This window comes from Actinoplanes octamycinicus (assembly GCF_014205225.1).
Lineage (GTDB): Bacteria > Actinomycetota > Actinomycetes > Mycobacteriales > Micromonosporaceae > Actinoplanes > Actinoplanes octamycinicus.
This window is the reverse complement of sequence record NZ_JACHNB010000001.1, coordinates 3,193,087-3,209,200: the sequence shown is the minus strand read 5'-3', so window position 1 is coordinate 3,209,200 and position 16,114 is coordinate 3,193,087. Positions and strand designations below refer to the sequence as shown.

The 16,114-nt window shown below is 72.1% G+C and carries 16 protein-coding genes and 2 tRNA genes; 7 read left to right on the top strand and 11 right to left on the bottom strand.

The genetic code is table 11. The annotated features are described in order from the left end of the window. Positions 1 to 198 precede the first annotated feature (198 nt). Positions 199 to 414 (top strand): hypothetical protein, encoded by a 216-nt coding sequence (locus tag BJY16_RS14450; protein ID WP_185039955.1) that lies wholly within the window; start codon positions 199 to 201, stop codon positions 412 to 414. A 36-nt stretch (positions 415 to 450) separates the two neighbouring features. On the opposite strand, the gene BJY16_RS14445 is transcribed toward BJY16_RS14450, so the two are convergent. From BJY16_RS14445 to BJY16_RS14415, 7 genes are all read right to left on the bottom strand, one after another. Continuing rightward, positions 451 to 1,245 carry a carbon-nitrogen hydrolase family protein gene (locus BJY16_RS14445; RefSeq protein WP_185039954.1) on the bottom strand — a complete coding sequence of 265 codons (795 nt, stop codon included), beginning with the start codon at positions 1,243 to 1,245 and terminating at the stop codon, positions 451 to 453. 59 nt (positions 1,246 to 1,304) lie between these two features. Beyond that, positions 1,305 to 1,892, bottom strand: a complete 588-nt coding sequence (locus BJY16_RS14440) for a GNAT family N-acetyltransferase (protein ID WP_185039953.1) — start codon at positions 1,890 to 1,892, stop codon at positions 1,305 to 1,307. Positions 1,893 to 1,948: 56 nt separating this feature from the next. After that, positions 1,949 to 3,238, bottom strand: coding sequence for an ATP-dependent Clp protease ATP-binding subunit ClpX (gene clpX / locus BJY16_RS14435; RefSeq protein ID WP_185039952.1), 1,290 nt, complete (start codon positions 3,236 to 3,238; stop codon positions 1,949 to 1,951). Positions 3,239 to 3,450: 212 nt separating this feature from the next. Then, a complete protein-coding gene (locus BJY16_RS14430; RefSeq protein WP_185039951.1) occupies positions 3,451 to 4,113 on the bottom strand; it encodes an ATP-dependent Clp protease proteolytic subunit in 663 nt (220 codons plus the stop codon). Positions 4,114 to 4,124: 11 nt separating this feature from the next. Next, positions 4,125 to 4,760 (bottom strand): ATP-dependent Clp protease proteolytic subunit, encoded by a 636-nt coding sequence (locus BJY16_RS14425; protein ID WP_185039950.1) that lies wholly within the window; start codon positions 4,758 to 4,760, stop codon positions 4,125 to 4,127. 205 nt (positions 4,761 to 4,965) lie between these two features. Then, a complete protein-coding gene (gene tig, locus BJY16_RS14420; protein WP_185039949.1) occupies positions 4,966 to 6,315 on the bottom strand; it encodes a trigger factor in 1,350 nt (449 codons plus the stop codon). Positions 6,316 to 6,353: 38 nt separating this feature from the next. Next, positions 6,354 to 6,427 (bottom strand) — tRNA-Pro (locus BJY16_RS14415). A gap of 130 nt (positions 6,428 to 6,557) precedes the next feature. On the opposite strand from BJY16_RS14415, the gene BJY16_RS14410 reads away from it, so the two are divergent. Beyond that, positions 6,558 to 6,631: transfer RNA gene (locus BJY16_RS14410), tRNA-Gly, on the top strand. Positions 6,632 to 6,886: 255 nt separating this feature from the next. Here the strand turns inward: BJY16_RS14410 and BJY16_RS14405 are convergent. Beyond that, a complete protein-coding gene (locus BJY16_RS14405; RefSeq protein WP_185039948.1) occupies positions 6,887 to 9,910 on the bottom strand; it encodes a BTAD domain-containing putative transcriptional regulator in 3,024 nt (1,007 codons plus the stop codon). A gap of 156 nt (positions 9,911 to 10,066) precedes the next feature. Here BJY16_RS14405 and BJY16_RS14400 point away from each other — a divergent pair, with 156 nt between their 5' ends. After that, positions 10,067 to 10,624: an RICIN domain-containing protein gene (locus BJY16_RS14400; RefSeq protein ID WP_185039947.1), complete on the top strand. Its 558-nt coding sequence runs from the start codon at positions 10,067 to 10,069 to the stop codon at positions 10,622 to 10,624. Here BJY16_RS14400 and BJY16_RS14395 read toward each other — a convergent pair. Beyond that, positions 10,608 to 11,921: an AfsR/SARP family transcriptional regulator gene (locus tag BJY16_RS14395; protein WP_185039946.1), complete on the bottom strand. Its 1,314-nt coding sequence runs from the start codon at positions 11,919 to 11,921 to the stop codon at positions 10,608 to 10,610. The two genes, BJY16_RS14400 and BJY16_RS14395, sit on opposite strands and share 17 nt — an antisense overlap. 182 nt (positions 11,922 to 12,103) lie before the next feature. Here BJY16_RS14395 and BJY16_RS14390 point away from each other — a divergent pair, with 182 nt between their 5' ends. The 3 genes from BJY16_RS14390 to BJY16_RS14380 are packed head-to-tail and all read left to right on the top strand — an operon-like array spanning position 12,104 to position 13,119. Beyond that, positions 12,104 to 12,424: an ArsR/SmtB family transcription factor gene (locus BJY16_RS14390; RefSeq protein ID WP_185039945.1), complete on the top strand. Its 321-nt coding sequence runs from the start codon at positions 12,104 to 12,106 to the stop codon at positions 12,422 to 12,424. Continuing rightward, complete coding sequence (locus BJY16_RS14385; RefSeq protein WP_185039944.1) at positions 12,421 to 12,927, top strand: SRPBCC domain-containing protein; 507 nt, start codon at positions 12,421 to 12,423, stop codon at positions 12,925 to 12,927. The genes BJY16_RS14390 and BJY16_RS14385 overlap by 4 nt, the downstream gene beginning before the upstream one ends. Positions 12,928 to 12,969: 42 nt before the next feature. Continuing rightward, entirely contained in the window at positions 12,970 to 13,119 is a 150-nt protein-coding gene (locus BJY16_RS14380; RefSeq protein WP_185039943.1) for a hypothetical protein, read from the top strand. A gap of 3 nt (positions 13,120 to 13,122) precedes the next feature. Here BJY16_RS14380 and BJY16_RS14375 read toward each other — a convergent pair whose 3' ends face one another. Together BJY16_RS14375 and BJY16_RS14370 are read right to left on the bottom strand one after the other, a co-directional pair. Then, positions 13,123 to 14,019, bottom strand: a complete 897-nt coding sequence (locus BJY16_RS14375) for a glycosyltransferase family 2 protein (protein WP_185039942.1) — start codon at positions 14,017 to 14,019, stop codon at positions 13,123 to 13,125. 17 nt (positions 14,020 to 14,036) lie between these two features. Then, a complete protein-coding gene (locus tag BJY16_RS14370) occupies positions 14,037 to 14,780 on the bottom strand; it encodes a DNA-directed RNA polymerase II (protein WP_185039941.1) in 744 nt (247 codons plus the stop codon). A gap of 103 nt (positions 14,781 to 14,883) precedes the next feature. On the opposite strand from BJY16_RS14370, the gene BJY16_RS14365 reads away from it, so the two are divergent. Further along, positions 14,884 to 16,107: a GNAT family N-acetyltransferase gene (locus BJY16_RS14365; protein ID WP_185039940.1), complete on the top strand. Its 1,224-nt coding sequence runs from the start codon at positions 14,884 to 14,886 to the stop codon at positions 16,105 to 16,107. The last annotated feature ends 7 nt before the right edge of the window (positions 16,108 to 16,114 follow it).

Here is a 16,114-nt window from a genome sequence, read left to right as displayed (position 1 = left end):
TGAGATTCAGGTTAGCCTGCCTCAGCGTCCCCCCCGGGGACTGGATCCGGATTGTCACTTTCGTGGCCGTCCGTGCCGGTTTCCCGTGGGCAGAGAAGAAATTACTTGACCACCCCGCCGAACCGCAAATCGACGAACGTGCGCACCCTTCGCGGCACGGTCACCCACGACGCCCGGAAACCGTGACAGAGTGGCCTCATGAACGCATCCGAGACGCTGGCGGTCGACGCCTTCCTCGGCCTTCTGGTTCCGCTCTGGCAGATCGTGATCGGCCTGCTCCTGCTGGTGACCATGGCTGTCTCGGTGCGGAAACTGCTGCTGCGCGGCCCGTCCCGGATGGGCGGGGCCCTGCTCCTGGTCGGCTCCGCGGTGGTGGGACTGGCCGTGGTGAGTTACCTGATCCAGTCCCTGTGACCCCGCGTACCCCCCCGCTCGTAGGAGCCGGGAGACCTAGAGCCGGCGGTTGGCCAGGCTCGGCAGTTCCTGGCGCAGCGTCGCCAGCCGGTCCAGGTCCAGATCCGCGATCGCGATCCCCTCGGTGTCCGGAGCCTGGGCGAGCACCGTGCCCCACGGGTCGATGATCATGCTGCGGCCGAAGCAGGTCCGGCCCGGCTCGTGGTCCCCGATCTGCCCGGCGGCCAGCACATAGCACTGGTTCTCGATCGCCCGGGCGCGGAGCAGCACCTCCCAGTGGTCCCGCCCGGTGTGCAGCATGAAGGCGGCCGGCACCACGAGGATCTTCGCCCCGGCGACGGCGAGCTGCCGGTACAGCTCGGGGAAACGCAGGTCGTAGCAGATGCTCAGCCCGGTCGGCACGCCGTTGATCTCGGTCACCACGGTCTGGTCGCCCGGTGCGACGGTGCGCGACTCCTGGTACGAGACCCGGCCGGCGATCTCCACGTCGTACAGGTGAATCTTGCGATAGCTCGCCGCGAGTGAACCGTCGGGCCGGAACACCAGCGTGGTGTTGAAGGTCCGGCCGTCATCCGGGCCGGTCTCGTGGAAGGAGCCGGCATGCACCCAGATGCCGAGCTCCCGCGCGGCCGCGGCGAAGAAGGCGGCGAACTCACCGTCGACCGCCTCCGGTTTCGGCGCGTCCGCCGACCGGCCGAGGAAGTCCACATATTCCGGAAGGACGGCCAGCTCGGCGCCGCCTGCGGCGGCACGCTCGAGCAACGACCTCGCCACGGCGAGATTGTGGGCGCGGTCCTCCCGCGAGTTCAGCTGGCACACGGCGACACGCATGGATTCGAGGGTACGACGTCTGCCCGCTCCGGAACGTCGTCCACGGTCCCCGCGAACCGCTACCAGCTGGCCGTCCCCGGCATCAAGAGCACCTCCGACCCCACCGGCACATACCCAGCGGCGAGCAGCGCCCGGAGACTGGCCGCGTTGCCCGGCGCGCACTGCCCCCAGATCGGCCGGTCCCCCGGGATCAGGTGCCGCGCCGCCCTCGCCAGCTGCCGCCCGTGCCCCCGCCCCTGCGCCGCCGGGTCCACCTCGAAGGCGACCTCCCACCTCCCGCCCAGCCCGCGCCCGACCACCAGCAGACCGTGCTCGGAAGCCCACAGACGCACGTCGGTGCGGTACCGGTGGGCCCGCAGGGCCCGGGGATGCTCGCTCGCGTCGAGAGCGGTCAGCGGGATCGGCGGGTCACCGGGCAGCGGCCCGGCGAGCAGGGACACGTCGAAGGCGCCGGCGTGCAGGTCGAACCGGTCCTCCAGGGCGCTCAGGAAGCGCGGGCCGGTGGGTGCGGCGAAGTCCTCGCCGGCGAGTTTCTGCGCCCAGGACCACTCGACGTCGGCCGCGACCACCACATGGCCCGGGAACGACACCACCGCCGCCCGATCGGACGACGGTGGTGGAACGACTTCGAGCCACGGATCCGGCACGTGCCGGTCGCCGCGTTCGATGCCGGCGAGGATGCCCGCCAGGTCGCGGGACGTGCTCAGGCCGATTTCTCCTCGCGCGCGTGCCGGCGGCGGCCGACGAACTCGCGGGGGACGATCGTGGGAATCACGTTCTCCACGACGACCTCGCGGGTGATCAGGACGCGGGCCGCGTCCGGGTTGCTGGGGACCTCGAACATCACGTTCTGCAGGACCTCTTCCATGATCGCGCGGAGGCCGCGGGCGCCGGTGCCGCGCAGCATCGCCTGGTCGGCGATCGCCTCCAGCGCGCCCTCGTCGAACTCCAGCTCGACGCCGTCGAGCTCGAAGAGACGCTGGTACTGCTTCACGTACGCGTTGCGGGGCTCGGTGAGGATCTTGATGAGCGCGTCGCGGTCCAGGTTGCGCACCGTGGTGATCACCGGGAGACGGCCGATGAACTCGGGGATCAGGCCGAACTTCAGCATGTCCTCGGGCATCACCTTGCTGAAGATGTCGTCGGTGTTCCGGTCCGAGATCGAGCGCAGCCGGGCGCCGAAGCCGACGCCGCTCTGGCCGACGCGCTGCTCGATGATCCGCTCCAGGCCGGCGAACGCGCCACCCACGATGAACAGCACGTTCGTCGTGTCGATCTGGATGAACTCCTGGTGCGGGTGCTTACGGCCACCCTGCGGCGGCACGTTGGCGACCGTGCCCTCGAGGATTTTCAGCAGCGCCTGCTGCACGCCCTCGCCGGAGACGTCCCGGGTGATCGACGGGTTCTCGCTCTTGCGGGCGATCTTGTCGACCTCGTCGATGTAGATGATGCCCTGCTCGGCGCGCTTGACGTCGTAGTCGGCCGCCTGGATCAGCTTGAGCAGGATGTTCTCGACGTCCTCACCGACGTAGCCCGCCTCGGTCAGCGCCGTGGCGTCCGCGATGGCGAACGGCACGTTCAGCATCCGGGCCAGGGTCTGCGCCAGGTGGGTCTTGCCGCAGCCGGTGGGGCCGATGAGCATGATGTTGGACTTGGCCACCTCGACGTCGCTGCCCGCGCCGGGCGCGCCGTTCGACTCGGCCTGGATCCGCTTGTAGTGGTTGTAGACCGCGACGGCGAGTGCTTTCTTCGCCTGCTCCTGGCCGACCACGTAGTTGTCGAGGAACTGGCAGATCTCCATCGGCTTGGGAAGCTCTTCCCACTTCACCTCGCCGGTCTCGGCCAGCTCCTCCTCGATGATCTCGTTACAGAGATCGATGCACTCGTCGCAGATGTAGACCCCTGGGCCCGCGATGAGCTTCTTGACCTGCTTCTGCGACTTCCCACAGAACGAGCACTTGAGTAGGTCGCCACCGTCACCGATCCGTGCCACCTACGTTCTCCTTGCGCTCAACGACTGACCACTGGCCGGTCCATGTCCGAGGACGGATTGCCTCGTTGCCATCTCATCGTCTGCCGACCCGCGTAACTGAGGCTGCTGGCTCGACGTTACCCGCAAAGGGGCTGTTCTCCGACCCCCCAAAACGGGCGTGTCAGGGACCGGCCAGTCTAGTCCGACCGGTCCGGTCCCTGACATCGAGTGCCTCAGCTGCCGGCGCCGACCGACTGCAGGCTCTTCTTCCGGCTGACCAGAACCGTGTCGACCAGGCCGTACTCCTTGGTCTCGTCGGCGGTCATGATCTTGTCGCGGTCGATGTCCTTGCGGACCTTCTCGACGGCCTGGCCGGAGTGCCGGGCCAGCAGCTCCTCGAGCTGGGTCCGCATCCGCATGATCTCCCGGGCCTGGATCTCGATGTCCGAGCCCTGCCCGTAACCACCCTCGGTGGCCGGCTGGTGGATGATGATCCGCGAGTGCGGGAGCGCCATCCGCTTGCCCGGCGTGCCGGCCGCCAGCAGCACCGCGGCGGCGCTGGCCGCCTGGCCGAGGCAGACCGTGCTGATGTCCGGGCGGACGTACTGCATGGTGTCGTAGATCGCCGTCATGGCGGTGAACGAGCCGCCGGGCGAGTTGATGTACATCGTGATGTCGCGGTCCGGGTCGGTGCTCTCCAGCGTCAGCAGCTGGGCCATCACGTCGTTCGCCGACGCGTCGTCCACCTGGACGCCGAGGAAGATGATCCGGTCCTCGAACATCTTGTTGTACGGGTTCGACTCCTTGATGCCGTACGACGTGCGCTCGGTGAACGAGGGCAGCACGTAACGGTTGTGCACCGGAGCGAACCCGGGAGGCAGGGAAAGGTCGGTCATGGTTCAGCTCCTCAGTTCAGCGTTCCGGCACCGTCCGGGACCTGAACGGCCCCGGTGATCACCTTGTCGATGAAGCCATAGTCCTTGGCCTCCTGCGCCGTGAACCAGCGGTCCCGGTCGAAGTCGGCAGCGATCTGCTCCTGGGTCTGGCCCGTGTGGAACGCGATGCGCTCCTGGAACATGCGCTTGGTGTAAAGCATCTGCTCCGCCTGGATGGCGATGTCGGCGGCGGTGCCGCCCATGCCGCCGGACGGCTGGTGCATCATGATCCGCGCGTGCGGGAGGGCGTAGCGCTTGCCCGGCGTCCCAGCGCAGAGCAGGAACTGCCCCATCGAGGCCGCCATGCCCATCCCGACGGTCGACACGTCGTTGTCGATGAACTGCATCGTGTCGTAGATGGCCATACCCGAGTAGACAGAGCCGCCGGGCGAGTTGATCCAGAGATGGATGTCCCGCTCCGGGTCCTCGGCGGAGAGCAGCAGGAGCTGCGCGCAGATGCGGTTGGCGACCGCGTCGGTCACCTCGCTGCCGAGGAAGATGATCCGCTCACGCAGCAGGCGGTTGAAGACCGAGTCGTCGAGGTTGCCACTCAGGGAGTCGCCGCCGCGCCGCGACACCGGCCCGGCAGGGATGTGGAGATCGGTCATGGCAGCCCTTCACAGCTTGCTGTGTCGGCCGGGAGCCGGCCGGCAGGTTGTCCGTCGTACGACCAACCTAACGGGTCGATTGCGCATCAGCTTCCCGCTCGGGCAGGTGTTCGCTGACAGCGCATCGGCCGGTCGTACGCCAAAAAACGACAACGGCCACCGCGCACCGGAAGCGGTGCGCGGCGGCCGTGCCCAACGGTCCTGATCAGTGGTTGTGACCGGCGTGCTCGTCCTCGCTGGCGGCGCGCAGGTCGTCCAGGGAGAGCACGTTGCCCTCGCTGTCCTTCATGGTGACCTGCTCCATCACCGAGGCCAGAGCCTTGCCCCGGCGCACGTCGCCGAAGACGGCGGCCGCGGCGCCCGAGCGGACCAGCTGGTCGTAGTACTGCTGCGGCTGCATCTGGGCGCGCTGCGCCCGGTGCACGATCTCGTGGCCGAACTCGTCGTCGGTGACCTGGACGTCCTCGGCGTCGGCGACGGTGTCGAGCAGCAGCTGGATCCGGACGCCCTCCTCGGCCGCCTCGGTCAGCTCCTGGTCGATCTGCTCCTCGGTCTTCTCCTCGGAGGCGAGGTAGTCGGCCAGGGTGGCGCCGATCCGCTCCAGCTGGTCGGTCATCGCCTGCTTGCGACCCTCGACCTCGTCCTTGACGACGCCCTCCGGAGCCGGGATCTCGGCGGCCTGGACGAGCTGCTTGAGCGCCTCGTCGCGGGCCGCGTAGATCTGCTCGACCTTCTTCACCCGGGTGAGCCGCTCGCGCAGGTCGCCCTTCAGCTCCTCCAGGGTGTCGAACTCGCTCGCCAGCTGGGCGAACTCGTCGTCGATCTCGGGGAGCTGCTTGTCCTTGACGGTGCGGACGACGACCTTGACCTCGGCGTCGCGGCCGGCGAAGTCGCCGCCGACCAGCTGGGTGGTGAAGGTGGTCTCGTCACCGGCGGAGAGGCCGACCAGCACCTCGTCCAGGCCGGGGAGCAGCTGCTTGCTGCCGACCTCGTGCGAGATGTTGGTGGCCGAGCCGCCCGGCACCTCCTCGCCGTCGACGGTGGCGTTCAGGTCGAGCTGGACGTAGTCACCCTCCGCAGCGGCGCGCTCGACGGTCTTCAGCGTGGCGAAGCGCTCGCGCAGGCCGTTGATCTGCTCGTCGATCTCGCTGTCGCCGATCGCGACGGCCGGGACCTCGACCGTGATGCCCTTCAGGTCCGGGATGGTGATCTCGGGGCGGACGTCGACCTCAGCGGTGAACTTCAGCGGCGCGTTGTCGGCGAACTCGGTGATCTCCACCTCGGGCCGGCCCAGCGTCTTGACGTCGTGCTCCTGAACCGCGGCGAGGATCTGCTGCGGGATCGCCTCCTGGACGGCCTCGTTGAGGACCGCGCCACGGCCGACACGCTGGTCGATGACCGCGGCCGGCACCTTGCCCTTTCGGAAGCCCGGCACCTGAACCTGCGCGCCGATCTCCCGGTACGCCTTCTGCAGGCTCGGCTTGAGCTCCTCGAACGGCACCTCGATGGCGAGCTTCACCCGAGTCGGGCTCAGAGTCTCGACGGTGCTCTTCACAGGCGTACTCCTTGTTGCTGCGGATAGTTGATGATCAGTCGGGGTGGCGGGATTTGAACCCACGGCCCCTCGCTCCCAAAGCGAGTGCGCTACCAAGCTGCGCCACACCCCGTGGCGTCGGCCAGTGTATGCGGTCTGCTTACCCGCGTGTGCGCTGGAGTCACCTGCTGGGGAATCCGGTTCGCGCGGACGGTAGATGATTCAGTAAGCTGTGCCCGAAGCCCGGAGCTGATCCGGGCCTCGCGGGCGTAGCTCAATGGTAGAGCCTCAGTCTTCCAAACTGATTACGCGAGTTCGATTCTCGTCGCCCGCTCCAGCGCATCGGCCCTGGTCAGAGGAATTCCTCCGACCAGGGCCGTTTGCTGTCACCACCGGGTGATCTTGCGAGTCTCCGGCACGCCGGCAGTTCGCCATTCCCGGAAAGGACCACGACCGCAGCTCGCTTGCGGGCCGCTTTTCCGCACGACCGCCAGTTCCCGGTACGCGCCCCGGCCCGGCCGGCGCGGCGGCACCGCGCCACCATTTCCCGGGACGGCCCCACCGGTGATCAGCGCCACGGCGGGGCCGGCGGTCACCGGTCGAGGCCCAGCAGCGCCGCCCGCACCCGTCCGGCATCGGGATGGCCGAGGTCGTCGAGCGCGACGAGAGCCGTCCGGTACTCCTCCCGCGCGGCGCCGGGCCGGCCGGCCGCCTGATGGCTCTCGGCGAGGTGGATCCGGGCCACCGACTCGTAGTAGCGGTCCCCCAGCTCGCGGTAGAGGCCGATCGCCCGCCGGAAACCCGAGCCGGCCGGTTCGTGGTCGCCGAGCTGGTGGTGGGCGTACCCCAAGGTGTCCCAGGCGTTGGCCTGGCCGGCGCGGTCGCCGAGGCTCCGGGTGACCCGGATCGCCTCCCGGCAGTGGGCGAGGGCCTGATGATGGTCGCCCAACCGGGAGTGGTGCCAGCCGACCGCGTTCAACGCGTGGCCCAGCCCGAACAGCAGACCGTTCGCACGGCACAGCGCGACCGCCTGTTCGCCGTGACCGACCGCCTCCCGGTGCCGGCCCTGCTGCTCGCGCAGGGCGCCGAAGTAGTGGTGCGTCTGCGCCTGCCCGCTCGCGTCACCGTCCTCCCGGTACAGCTCCAGCGCCTCCCGCAGGTGCGTCTCGGCTTGGTCGTCGTGGCGCAGCCGCAGGTGGGTCCGGGCCAGGTGCAACCGCGCGCGGGCCTGCGCCGGGACGTCACCGGCGCGCGCCGCCGCCCGCACCGCGGATCGCTGCACGGTGACCTGGTCGTGCCACGCTCCCCGCCGGTAGAGGTAGGTCGCCACCGCCTCGGCCAGCAGCCCGGTGTACGGGCCGTGCCCGGCGGCGAGGGCGAGCAGGTTGCGGTGCTCGCGCTCGAACCAGCGCATCGCCTGATCGTGGTCGGCGGGCGCCTCGACGGTGACCCCGGCGTCCGGCGCGTCCACCGGGAGCGGGGCACGCGCCGGGTCGAGCAGCCGGTCGGCGGCGCGGGCGCTGTGCAGGTAGTGCGCCACCAGCCGGGCGGTCGCGGCGCCGGACTCGTCCGCCTCGATCAGCCGGCCGGCGTACTCGTGCAGCAGGTCGTGCACCGCGTACCGGCCGTGAGTGGCCTCGCTGACCAGGTGTGCCCGGGTCAGCTCGGCCAGCACCGGCCGGATCCGGGTCACGGGTTGCCCGGTCAGGCTCGCCGCCGCGGCGGTCGAGAACTCCGGGGTGGGCTGCACCCCGAGGAGACGGAACAGCCGGGCCGCGGGCGAACTCAGCGCCTGATACGACCAGCGGAACACGGTCCGTACGTCGGTCCCGGCGTCATCGGTGGACAGCGCGTCGAGCCGGTCCGCGGTGCACAGCTCGTCGGCGAGCGCGGCCAGCGGGAGGCCGGGCCGGGTGGCGGCGCGGGCCGCGGCGACGGCGAGCGCCAGCGGGAGCCGGGCGCAGCGGGCCACGATCGTCGCCACGGCGCGTGGCTCGGCGGCTGTCCGGCCGGCGCCCAGGCGCTGGGTGAGCAGCTCGCCGGCTTCCTCGGCGCTGAGCAGGTCCAGTGCGAGCGGATGGGCGGCCTCGGCGGCGACCAGGCCGGTGAGCCCGTGGCGGCTGGTGATCAGGACGACGCAGCCGGGCGCGCCGGGCAGCAGCGGACGCACCTGGTCGGCGTCGCGGGCGTTGTCGAGCAGGACCAGCATCCGCTTCCCGGCCAGCGAGGTGCGGTAGAGCCCGATCTGGGCGGCCGGTTCGCCCGGCCACCGCGCCGCCGGCACGCCCAGCGCCGCGACGAATCCCCGGATCGCCTCGGCCGGCGCGACCGGTGCGCCGACCGGGTCGAATCCCCGCAGGTCGGCGTAGAGCTGGCCGTCCGGGAACCGGGCGGCGACCCGGTGCGCCCAGTGCACGGCCAGGGTGGTCTTGCCCGCCCCGGCCGTGCCGGAGAGCACCGCGATGGGGACCGCCGCCGGGTGGCGCCGGGCCGGGGCGAGGAGCGCGTCGAGCCGGTCGAGTTCGCGGCCGCGACCGACGAAGCCGCGCACGTCCGGTGGCAGCAGCGCCGGCCGGGCGGCCACCGCCGGCGGGGCCGCGACGGAGGTCCACTGCTGCCGCAGGACCCGTTGCCGGTAGTCGGTCAGCACGGCGCCGGGATCGATGCCGAGCTCGTCCGCGAGCCGGTCCCGCACCCCGTCGAAGACGGCCAGGGCGGCGGCCTGCTGCCCGGTCGCGGCGAGCGCGAGCATGAGCCGTGCGTGCAACTCCTCGTGCAGCGGATGCCGATGGGCGAGCGCCCGCAGTCCCGGCAGGCTGAGGATGTGCCGGCCTCGGCCGGCGGCCAGGTCCGCGTGCCACAGGGCACCGGCGATCCGCTCGTCGGCCAGCGCCACCGCGAGCGGGTGCCCGGTCAGCCCCGGCAGGTCCGCCAGCGGGTCGCCGCGCCACAACGCGAGTGCCTGCCCGGCGACTCGCAACGCCACCGCGGGTTCGGCCGGGGCGGCGTCCCGGGCCTGCTCGATCAGCTCGCGGAACCGCAGGGCGTCCAGCTGGCCGGCCGCGGCGTCGAGGCGGTACCCGCCGGCCGCCGAGGTCACGATCGCCGGCCCGGCCGGGAAACGGCGGCGCAGCCGGCTCACGTAGGTCTGGAGCAGGGCTCGCGCCGAGTCCGGCGCGGCGTCGCCCCACAGCGCCTCGATCAGGTCGGCGTCGTTCACCGCCGTGCCCGCGCTCAACGCGAGCCGCCCGAGCAACACCCGCTGACGAACCGAGCTCAGCGACGCGGCGGCTCCGCCCGGATGGACCACCAGCGGGCCCAAGATCCCGATCGTCGCGGGCGCGCCGTCCTCGGCGGCCGCCGGTGCCACCGGATCGGGGGTCGCGGCCCGCCGCAGCGCCGCCGCGTCCGTCCCGGCCAGGCCGAGCGCGTCCTGCAGCGCCCGCACCGACCGCGGCTGCGGATGGCGGCTGCGGGCCTGCTCCAGGTCGCGGAGGGTGGCGAGGCTGATCCCGGCGATCGCCGCCAGCTCCCGCTGGGTGAGCCCGGCCGCGCGGCGGTGTGCCCGCAACCGGGTCGCGAACGCCGCCTCGCGGGCGTCAGGTGCACCGGTCACCGTTGATCTCCGCGGGATCGATGGACGTCCACTCACGGCAGAAGCTAGTACGGGACTGCTACTGGCGCTGTCCGTCCAGCGCCGGGCAAGCGGATCCCTCAACGATCAGCGGGTGACCATCGTCAACCCTCCGGGATGCACGGAAAAGGAAGCCTCATGCGTATGAGACGGGTTCTCGCTGCCCTGACGGCGGGCGTCGCCGCCCTGGTCGGCGTTGTCCTGGCGCCCGCGTCACCGGCGTCCGCGGCGCCCTACCGGGCGTACGTCAGCATTCTGACGCCGAACGGCAACATCGGACCGAGCGTCATCGACATCAAAGACGGCTCCATGGACAACGGCGGCCTGGCCCAGCTGTGGATCCTGAGGACCAGCGGCGACGTCTACAACCAGCGCTGGAGCATCACCCGGGTGACCAACCTGTCCGCGCCGTTCGGGAAGTTCGAGTTCACCAACGCCAGATCCGGCAAGTGCCTGACCGACCTCGGGCTGCCGAACGACAGCAACACCGTGCGGCAGTGGACCTGTTCGGGCTCGGCCAACCAGTGGTGGCGGGCGGTGCGTGTGTCCACCACCAACGCCAACTGGGTCGAGCTGGTCAACATGGGCTCCGGCAGGTGCCTGGACGCGCGCGGCTACGGGTACGGCAACGGGGTCGTCCTGCAGACCTACCCCTGCCACGGTGACTGGAACCAGCGCTTCAACCCCTACCCCTGAGCGGCGCGCCCCGGCCGGAGGGACCTCTCCGGCCGGCGGCCCGCCGCAGCGTGACGTGCGGGACCTCCTCCGGCATCCGCAGCGGACGGCGGCTGGTCACCAGCAGCGCCGAGCCGCCGGTGGCCGGGATCAGCGGGCGCACCTGTCCGGGGTCGCCCGCGCCGTCCAGCACGACCAGCACCCGCCGGGCGGCGAGCAGCGAGCGGTAGCGGCCGACCCGCTCGTCCGGCGGGTCCGGCACCTCACCGGCCGGGACGCCGAGCGCGCGCAGCACCCGGGCCAGCAGGTCGCCGGCCGCCACGTCCGGCCCGGCCGCCGCGAACACCTGCCCGTCCGGGAACGCCTCGGCCAGCCGGTGCCCGGCCCGGGTCACCAGGGCGGTCTTGCCGCTGGCCGGCGGGCCGTGCACGACCACCGCGGCCGGGCCCCGCTCCCCCGGCGCCGGGCGGGCCGCCGCCAGCACGGCGGCGAGCTCCTCGGCGTGCCCGGTGAGGAACACCGGATCGGGTGGCAGCTCCCGCGGCACCTCGACGGACCGGCCGCGGCGCTCCCGCGGCTCCAGCCAGGCGGCCCGCTCCAGCATCGCCCGGTGCAGGCCGGTCAGCTCGCTGCCCGGGTCGACGCCGAGCTGACCGTGCAGCGCCGCCTCGGCCTGCCGGTAGGTGGCCAGCGCGGCGCCGAGGTCACCGGCCCGGTACCGGGCCAGCATCAGCTGTGCCCAGGCGCGCTCCCGCAACGGGTGGGCGACCAGATGATCGTGCAGGGTGGACACCAGCTCGCCGGCCTGGCCCAGCTCCAGCCGGGCCTCGGTGAGGTCCTCGACGACCCGGAGCCGGTCCGCCTCCAGGCCGGTGAGCAGCACGTCCAGGGTGGCGCCCCGGGGCAGGCCGTGCCCGGCGGGGCCACGCCACAGGCGCAGGGCGGCGGCCAGGTCCGGCTCGGCCCGGGCCGGGTCGCCGAGCGCCAGCGCGTTGCGCCCCCGCTCGGCCAGCCGGTGGAACTCGGCCAGGTCCAGCTCGTGCGGGGCCAGGTCCAGCCGGTAGGCGCCGTGCCGGGAGACGATCCGGGTGCCGAGCGCACACCGCAGCGCCGCGATGTGGTTGCGGAGGTTCGCCACCGCCGACGCGGGTGGCCGCCCGCTCCAGAGCAGCTCGACGAGGCGGCTCACCGGCACCGGCCGATTGGCCTCCAGGGCGAGCGCGACGAGCACCGCGCGGCGTTTCGCCGGGCCCGGATCGGCCGGGCCGCGGTCACCCCGCAGCTCCACCGGGCCGAGCAGGCGGACCTGGACGGACACTCGATCCTCCCCCGTTGTTCGGCACCCAGGTTAGGAAGCGGGACCGGGCCGGATCAACGCGAAGCGGAAGAATCGCGCAGTGAGCATCATCAACCGGTCAGACCCCCTTTTCGAGTAACGGAAACGGCCTCCGGAACGCCCGCGCCTTGACATGTGACCGGATGGTCACATAACTTTGCGTCATGACGGACGACGATCGGGTGTTCAAGGCTCTGGCCGACCCGAGCCGTCGCTTCCTGCTCGACCTGCTCTTCGCGCGTGACGGCCGCACGCTCACCGAGCTGGAGTCCGAGCTGGCGATGACGCGGTTCGGCGTCGCCAAGCACCTCCGGGTGCTCGAGGAGGCGGGACTCGTCGTCACCCGCCGGTCGGGCCGGGAGAAGCTGCACTTCCTCAATCCGGTGCCGATCCGCCAGATCCACGACCGGTGGATCGACAAGTACACCGAGCACCAGATCACCACTCTCATCGATCTCAAGCGCACGCTGGAGGAAGAGTCATGAGCGACACCAAGGTGTTCCGTATCTGGATCAAGGCGACCCCGGAGCGGATCTGGGAGGCGATCACCGACCCGGAGTTCTCCGCGCGGTACGGCTACGCCGCCCCGCAGTTCTACGAGCTCAAGAAGGGCGGGAGGTACTACGCGACCGCCACCGACGAGATGAAGCAGTACGCCACCGCCCAGGGCTTCGAGCTGCCCGAGGTGATCGTGGACGGTGAGGTGCTGGAGGCCGAGCCGCCGCGCCGGCTGGTGCAGACCTGGCGGATGCTGATGGATCCGACCACCGCCGCCGAGCCGTTCACCACGCTCACCTACGACATCGAGGACTCGTCGCCGGGCGTCTGCCGGGTCACCATCACCCACGAGCTGACCGGCGCCCCGGCGACCGCCGCGATGGTGCAGGGCAACCAGGACGCCACCGCCGACGGTGGCGGCGGCTGGGCCTGGGTGCTCAGCGACCTCAAGTCGCTGCTGGAGACCGGGAAGGTCCTGGCCGCCGGCTGAGCGATCCGCGACCATGGCCCGGAGTGCGCTAGCCTCCGGGCCATGGTCGTGCTCTGGATCGCCCTGCTCGGGCTGGGCTTGGTGATGAGCGGCGCGGCGGTCGGCCTCACCCTCCGGGACCGGCGCCGGGAGCTGTCCCGGCGTGACCTCCCCGAGCAGCCGGGCCGGCACCGCGAGCCGGACGGGTCCTGACCCTCAGCCCACGTAACGGCGGGCGGTGGAGCGGCGCTGCGCCTCGTCCAGCAGGGCGAGGCGGGCCTCCACCGGGTGCGGCCGGGCCCGGCGCTCGGCCAGCAGCCAGCCCACTCCGCGGGCCGCGTCGAAGGCCGCGAGCAGCGAGGTCCGATCGCGCGGCACGGTCCGCGCCAGGAAGAGCGTTCGGCGTACGGCCGGAGCCAGCGGCCGGCGCAGCCAGGTGAACCAGAGCGTGTTGCGCAGCCCGACCCGCCGCCGGTGGGTGGCGTCGCGCAGCTTCGAGGCGCGGTGGTGCACGGTCAGCTCCTCCAGGTAGCACAGCTCCCAGCCGGCGCTGACCAGGTCGGTGGCGAGCAGCTCCTCCTCGCCGCCCAGCCAGAGCCGCGGGCTGAAGCCGCCGGCCCGCTCGAACGCGTCCCGGCGCAGCACGGTGGCGCCGGCCAGGAAACTGCCCAGCGCCGGCCCGGGCAGCCAGGCCGGCCCGGGCACCGGGGACTGCCGCAGCTCGGCGACGATCGGGTCCTCCGTCCCGGCCGGCTCGACCACGATCCGGGCGTTGACCAGGGCCAGGCGCGGATGGGCGTCGAGCGCGTCAGCCGCTCGGGACAGCGAGCCGGGGCTCCACCACGTGTCGTCGTCGCAGAACGCGACGTAGGGCGTACGCAGACGTCGTACCCCGACATTGCGGCCCACCGCGCCGTGGTTGCGGCCCAGAGCCACCACCTCGACCTGGGGGAAAGCGGCCCGGACCGCGCCCGCGGTCCCGTCGGTGGACCCGTTGTCCACCAGCACCACGTGCGGCTGCTCGGGCAGGGCGAGCAGCCGTTCGACACAGGCCAGGGCCTCCTCGCGCCGCTGCCAGGTGATCACGACGACGCCAATCCGTGGATCTCTCACGGGGGCGCCGGATACCCCTAAAACAGGTCTTTGACCCAGTTGAACGCGTCCATCACCCACGGGGTCTGGCGCAGGAAGGTGAAGGCGACGCCGAGCAGATAGAGCCCGGTGACCATGTGGGCGCCGCGGGCGGTGTGCCGGGGGCGGTGCAGATAGCGCTCCAGGACCACCCGGCCGACCAGCCTGGCCAGGAAGAAGACGCCCACGCCGACCAGCAGTGTGATGATCAGGACGACCACCGGGGTGGCCAGCGAGCCGCCCTCGGAGAGCGCCCAGATGCCCCAGCAGACGAAAGCGAACAGCACCGCGGCTGTGCTCCACTCGCCGCCGCGGCGCAGCTGGCGCAGGTGCCAGCCGAGGCTGTGCTGCTCGCGCGGCATCCCGGCGCCGGGCCAGCCGGTGCCGGTCGGCTCGTGGACCGCGGTGAACTCGTCGCGGCTCTGCTCCCGCGGGGTGACCACGGCCCGGCCCCGGCTGAACGGGGACGGCGGCGCGGCCTGCGGAACGCCCGGCCCGTGCGCCCCCCGCACCCGGGTCGGATCGGACTGCACCCGGGTCGGATCGGACTGCACCCGGGTCGGGTCGGACTGGGCCCGGGCCGGGCCGGACTGCACCCTGGTGGGGTCGGACTGCACCCGGGTGGGCTCGCCGTGCGAGCCACCGTGCGGGGCGCCGGGCCCGACCGCCGTCGGCTGCTCCGCCCACGGATCCTGCGGCGGCATGTCGAGCGTCCGCTCCGACCACTGCGGTTGCTCCGGCATGGTTCCCCTCTCCCGACGCGCGACCGGGCGGTCGCCTGGTTCCGAGAGTAACCAGCCCGCAAATAGGTGGCTCGCACACGCCGGAGTCCGTTACACAAGCTCCATGGACGAGGCGGCAGGGCTGCGACGAGGCAGGCCCGAGGACATCGCGGCGATCTGCGAGTTGCTCGGACTGGTGTTCCACGAGGCGTTCGAGGGCGAGGCGAAGGCGGCCGAGGCGGAGGTCTACGAGCCGGAGCGGTCGCTGCTCGCCGAGGACGACGGGGTGCTGGCCGGGCACGCCCTGGCGTTCGGCCGGGAGCTGACCGTGCCCGGCGCGGTGCTGCCCGCCGCGCACATCTCCAGCGTCGGGGTGCGGCCCACGCACCGGCGGCGCGGCCTGCTCACCACGCTGATGACCCGCCAGCTGAACGACATCGCGGCCGCCGGGCGGGAGCCGATCGCGGTGCTCTGGGCCAGCGAGACGGCCATCTACCCGCGTTTCGGCTACGGCCTGGCCACGTACCGCCTCAAGCTCTCGATCATGAACCGGGAGGTGCGGCTGACCGCCGCGCCCGCCGAGCCGGCCGGGCGGCTCCGGATGGGTGACCCGGTCGCCCTGCTCTCCGAGCTCAGCAAGCTCTACGACCAGGTGCGCACCGACCGGCCCGGCTGGTCCGACCGCGACGACCGGTGGTGGCGGTACGTGCTGATCGACCCGGAGGACCGCCGCCGCGGCGCCGGCCGGCGCTACGCGGTGGTGCACGACGGCCCGGCCGGCCCCACCGGCTACGCGCTCTGGCGGGTGCGGCACGGCTGGAGCGACCACGGACCGGACGCCGAGGTGCAGGTCGACGAGGTGGTGGCCGGCGACCCGCCGACCTACCAGGCGCTCTGGCGGTTCCTGCTGAGCATCGACCTGAGCCGCCGGGTGAGCTGGCGGCTGGCCGCCGTCGACGAGCCGCTGCTGCACCTGGTCGACGAGCCGCGCCGGCTGGGCGGCACGGTGGGAGACGGGCTCTTCGTCCGGCTGGTCGACCTGCCCGCCGCGCTGGCCGGCCGGCGCTACCTCGCGCCGGTCGACGTGGTGCTGGAGGTCACCGACCCGATCCTGGCGGCCAACGCCGGGCGCTGGCGGCTGACCGGCGGGCCGGACGGGGCGACCTGCGCCCGGACCGCTGACCCGGCCGACCTGGCCTGCTCGGTGACCGATCTCGGCGCGGCCTATCTCGGTGGCACCTCGCTCGCCGCCCTGGCCGCGGCCGGCCGGGTCCGGCAACTGACCGGGAACGATCCGAGTGCGGCGTTCGGCTGGCATCGGGCGCCCAGCGCGACTGAAGTGTTCTGAGGCGACC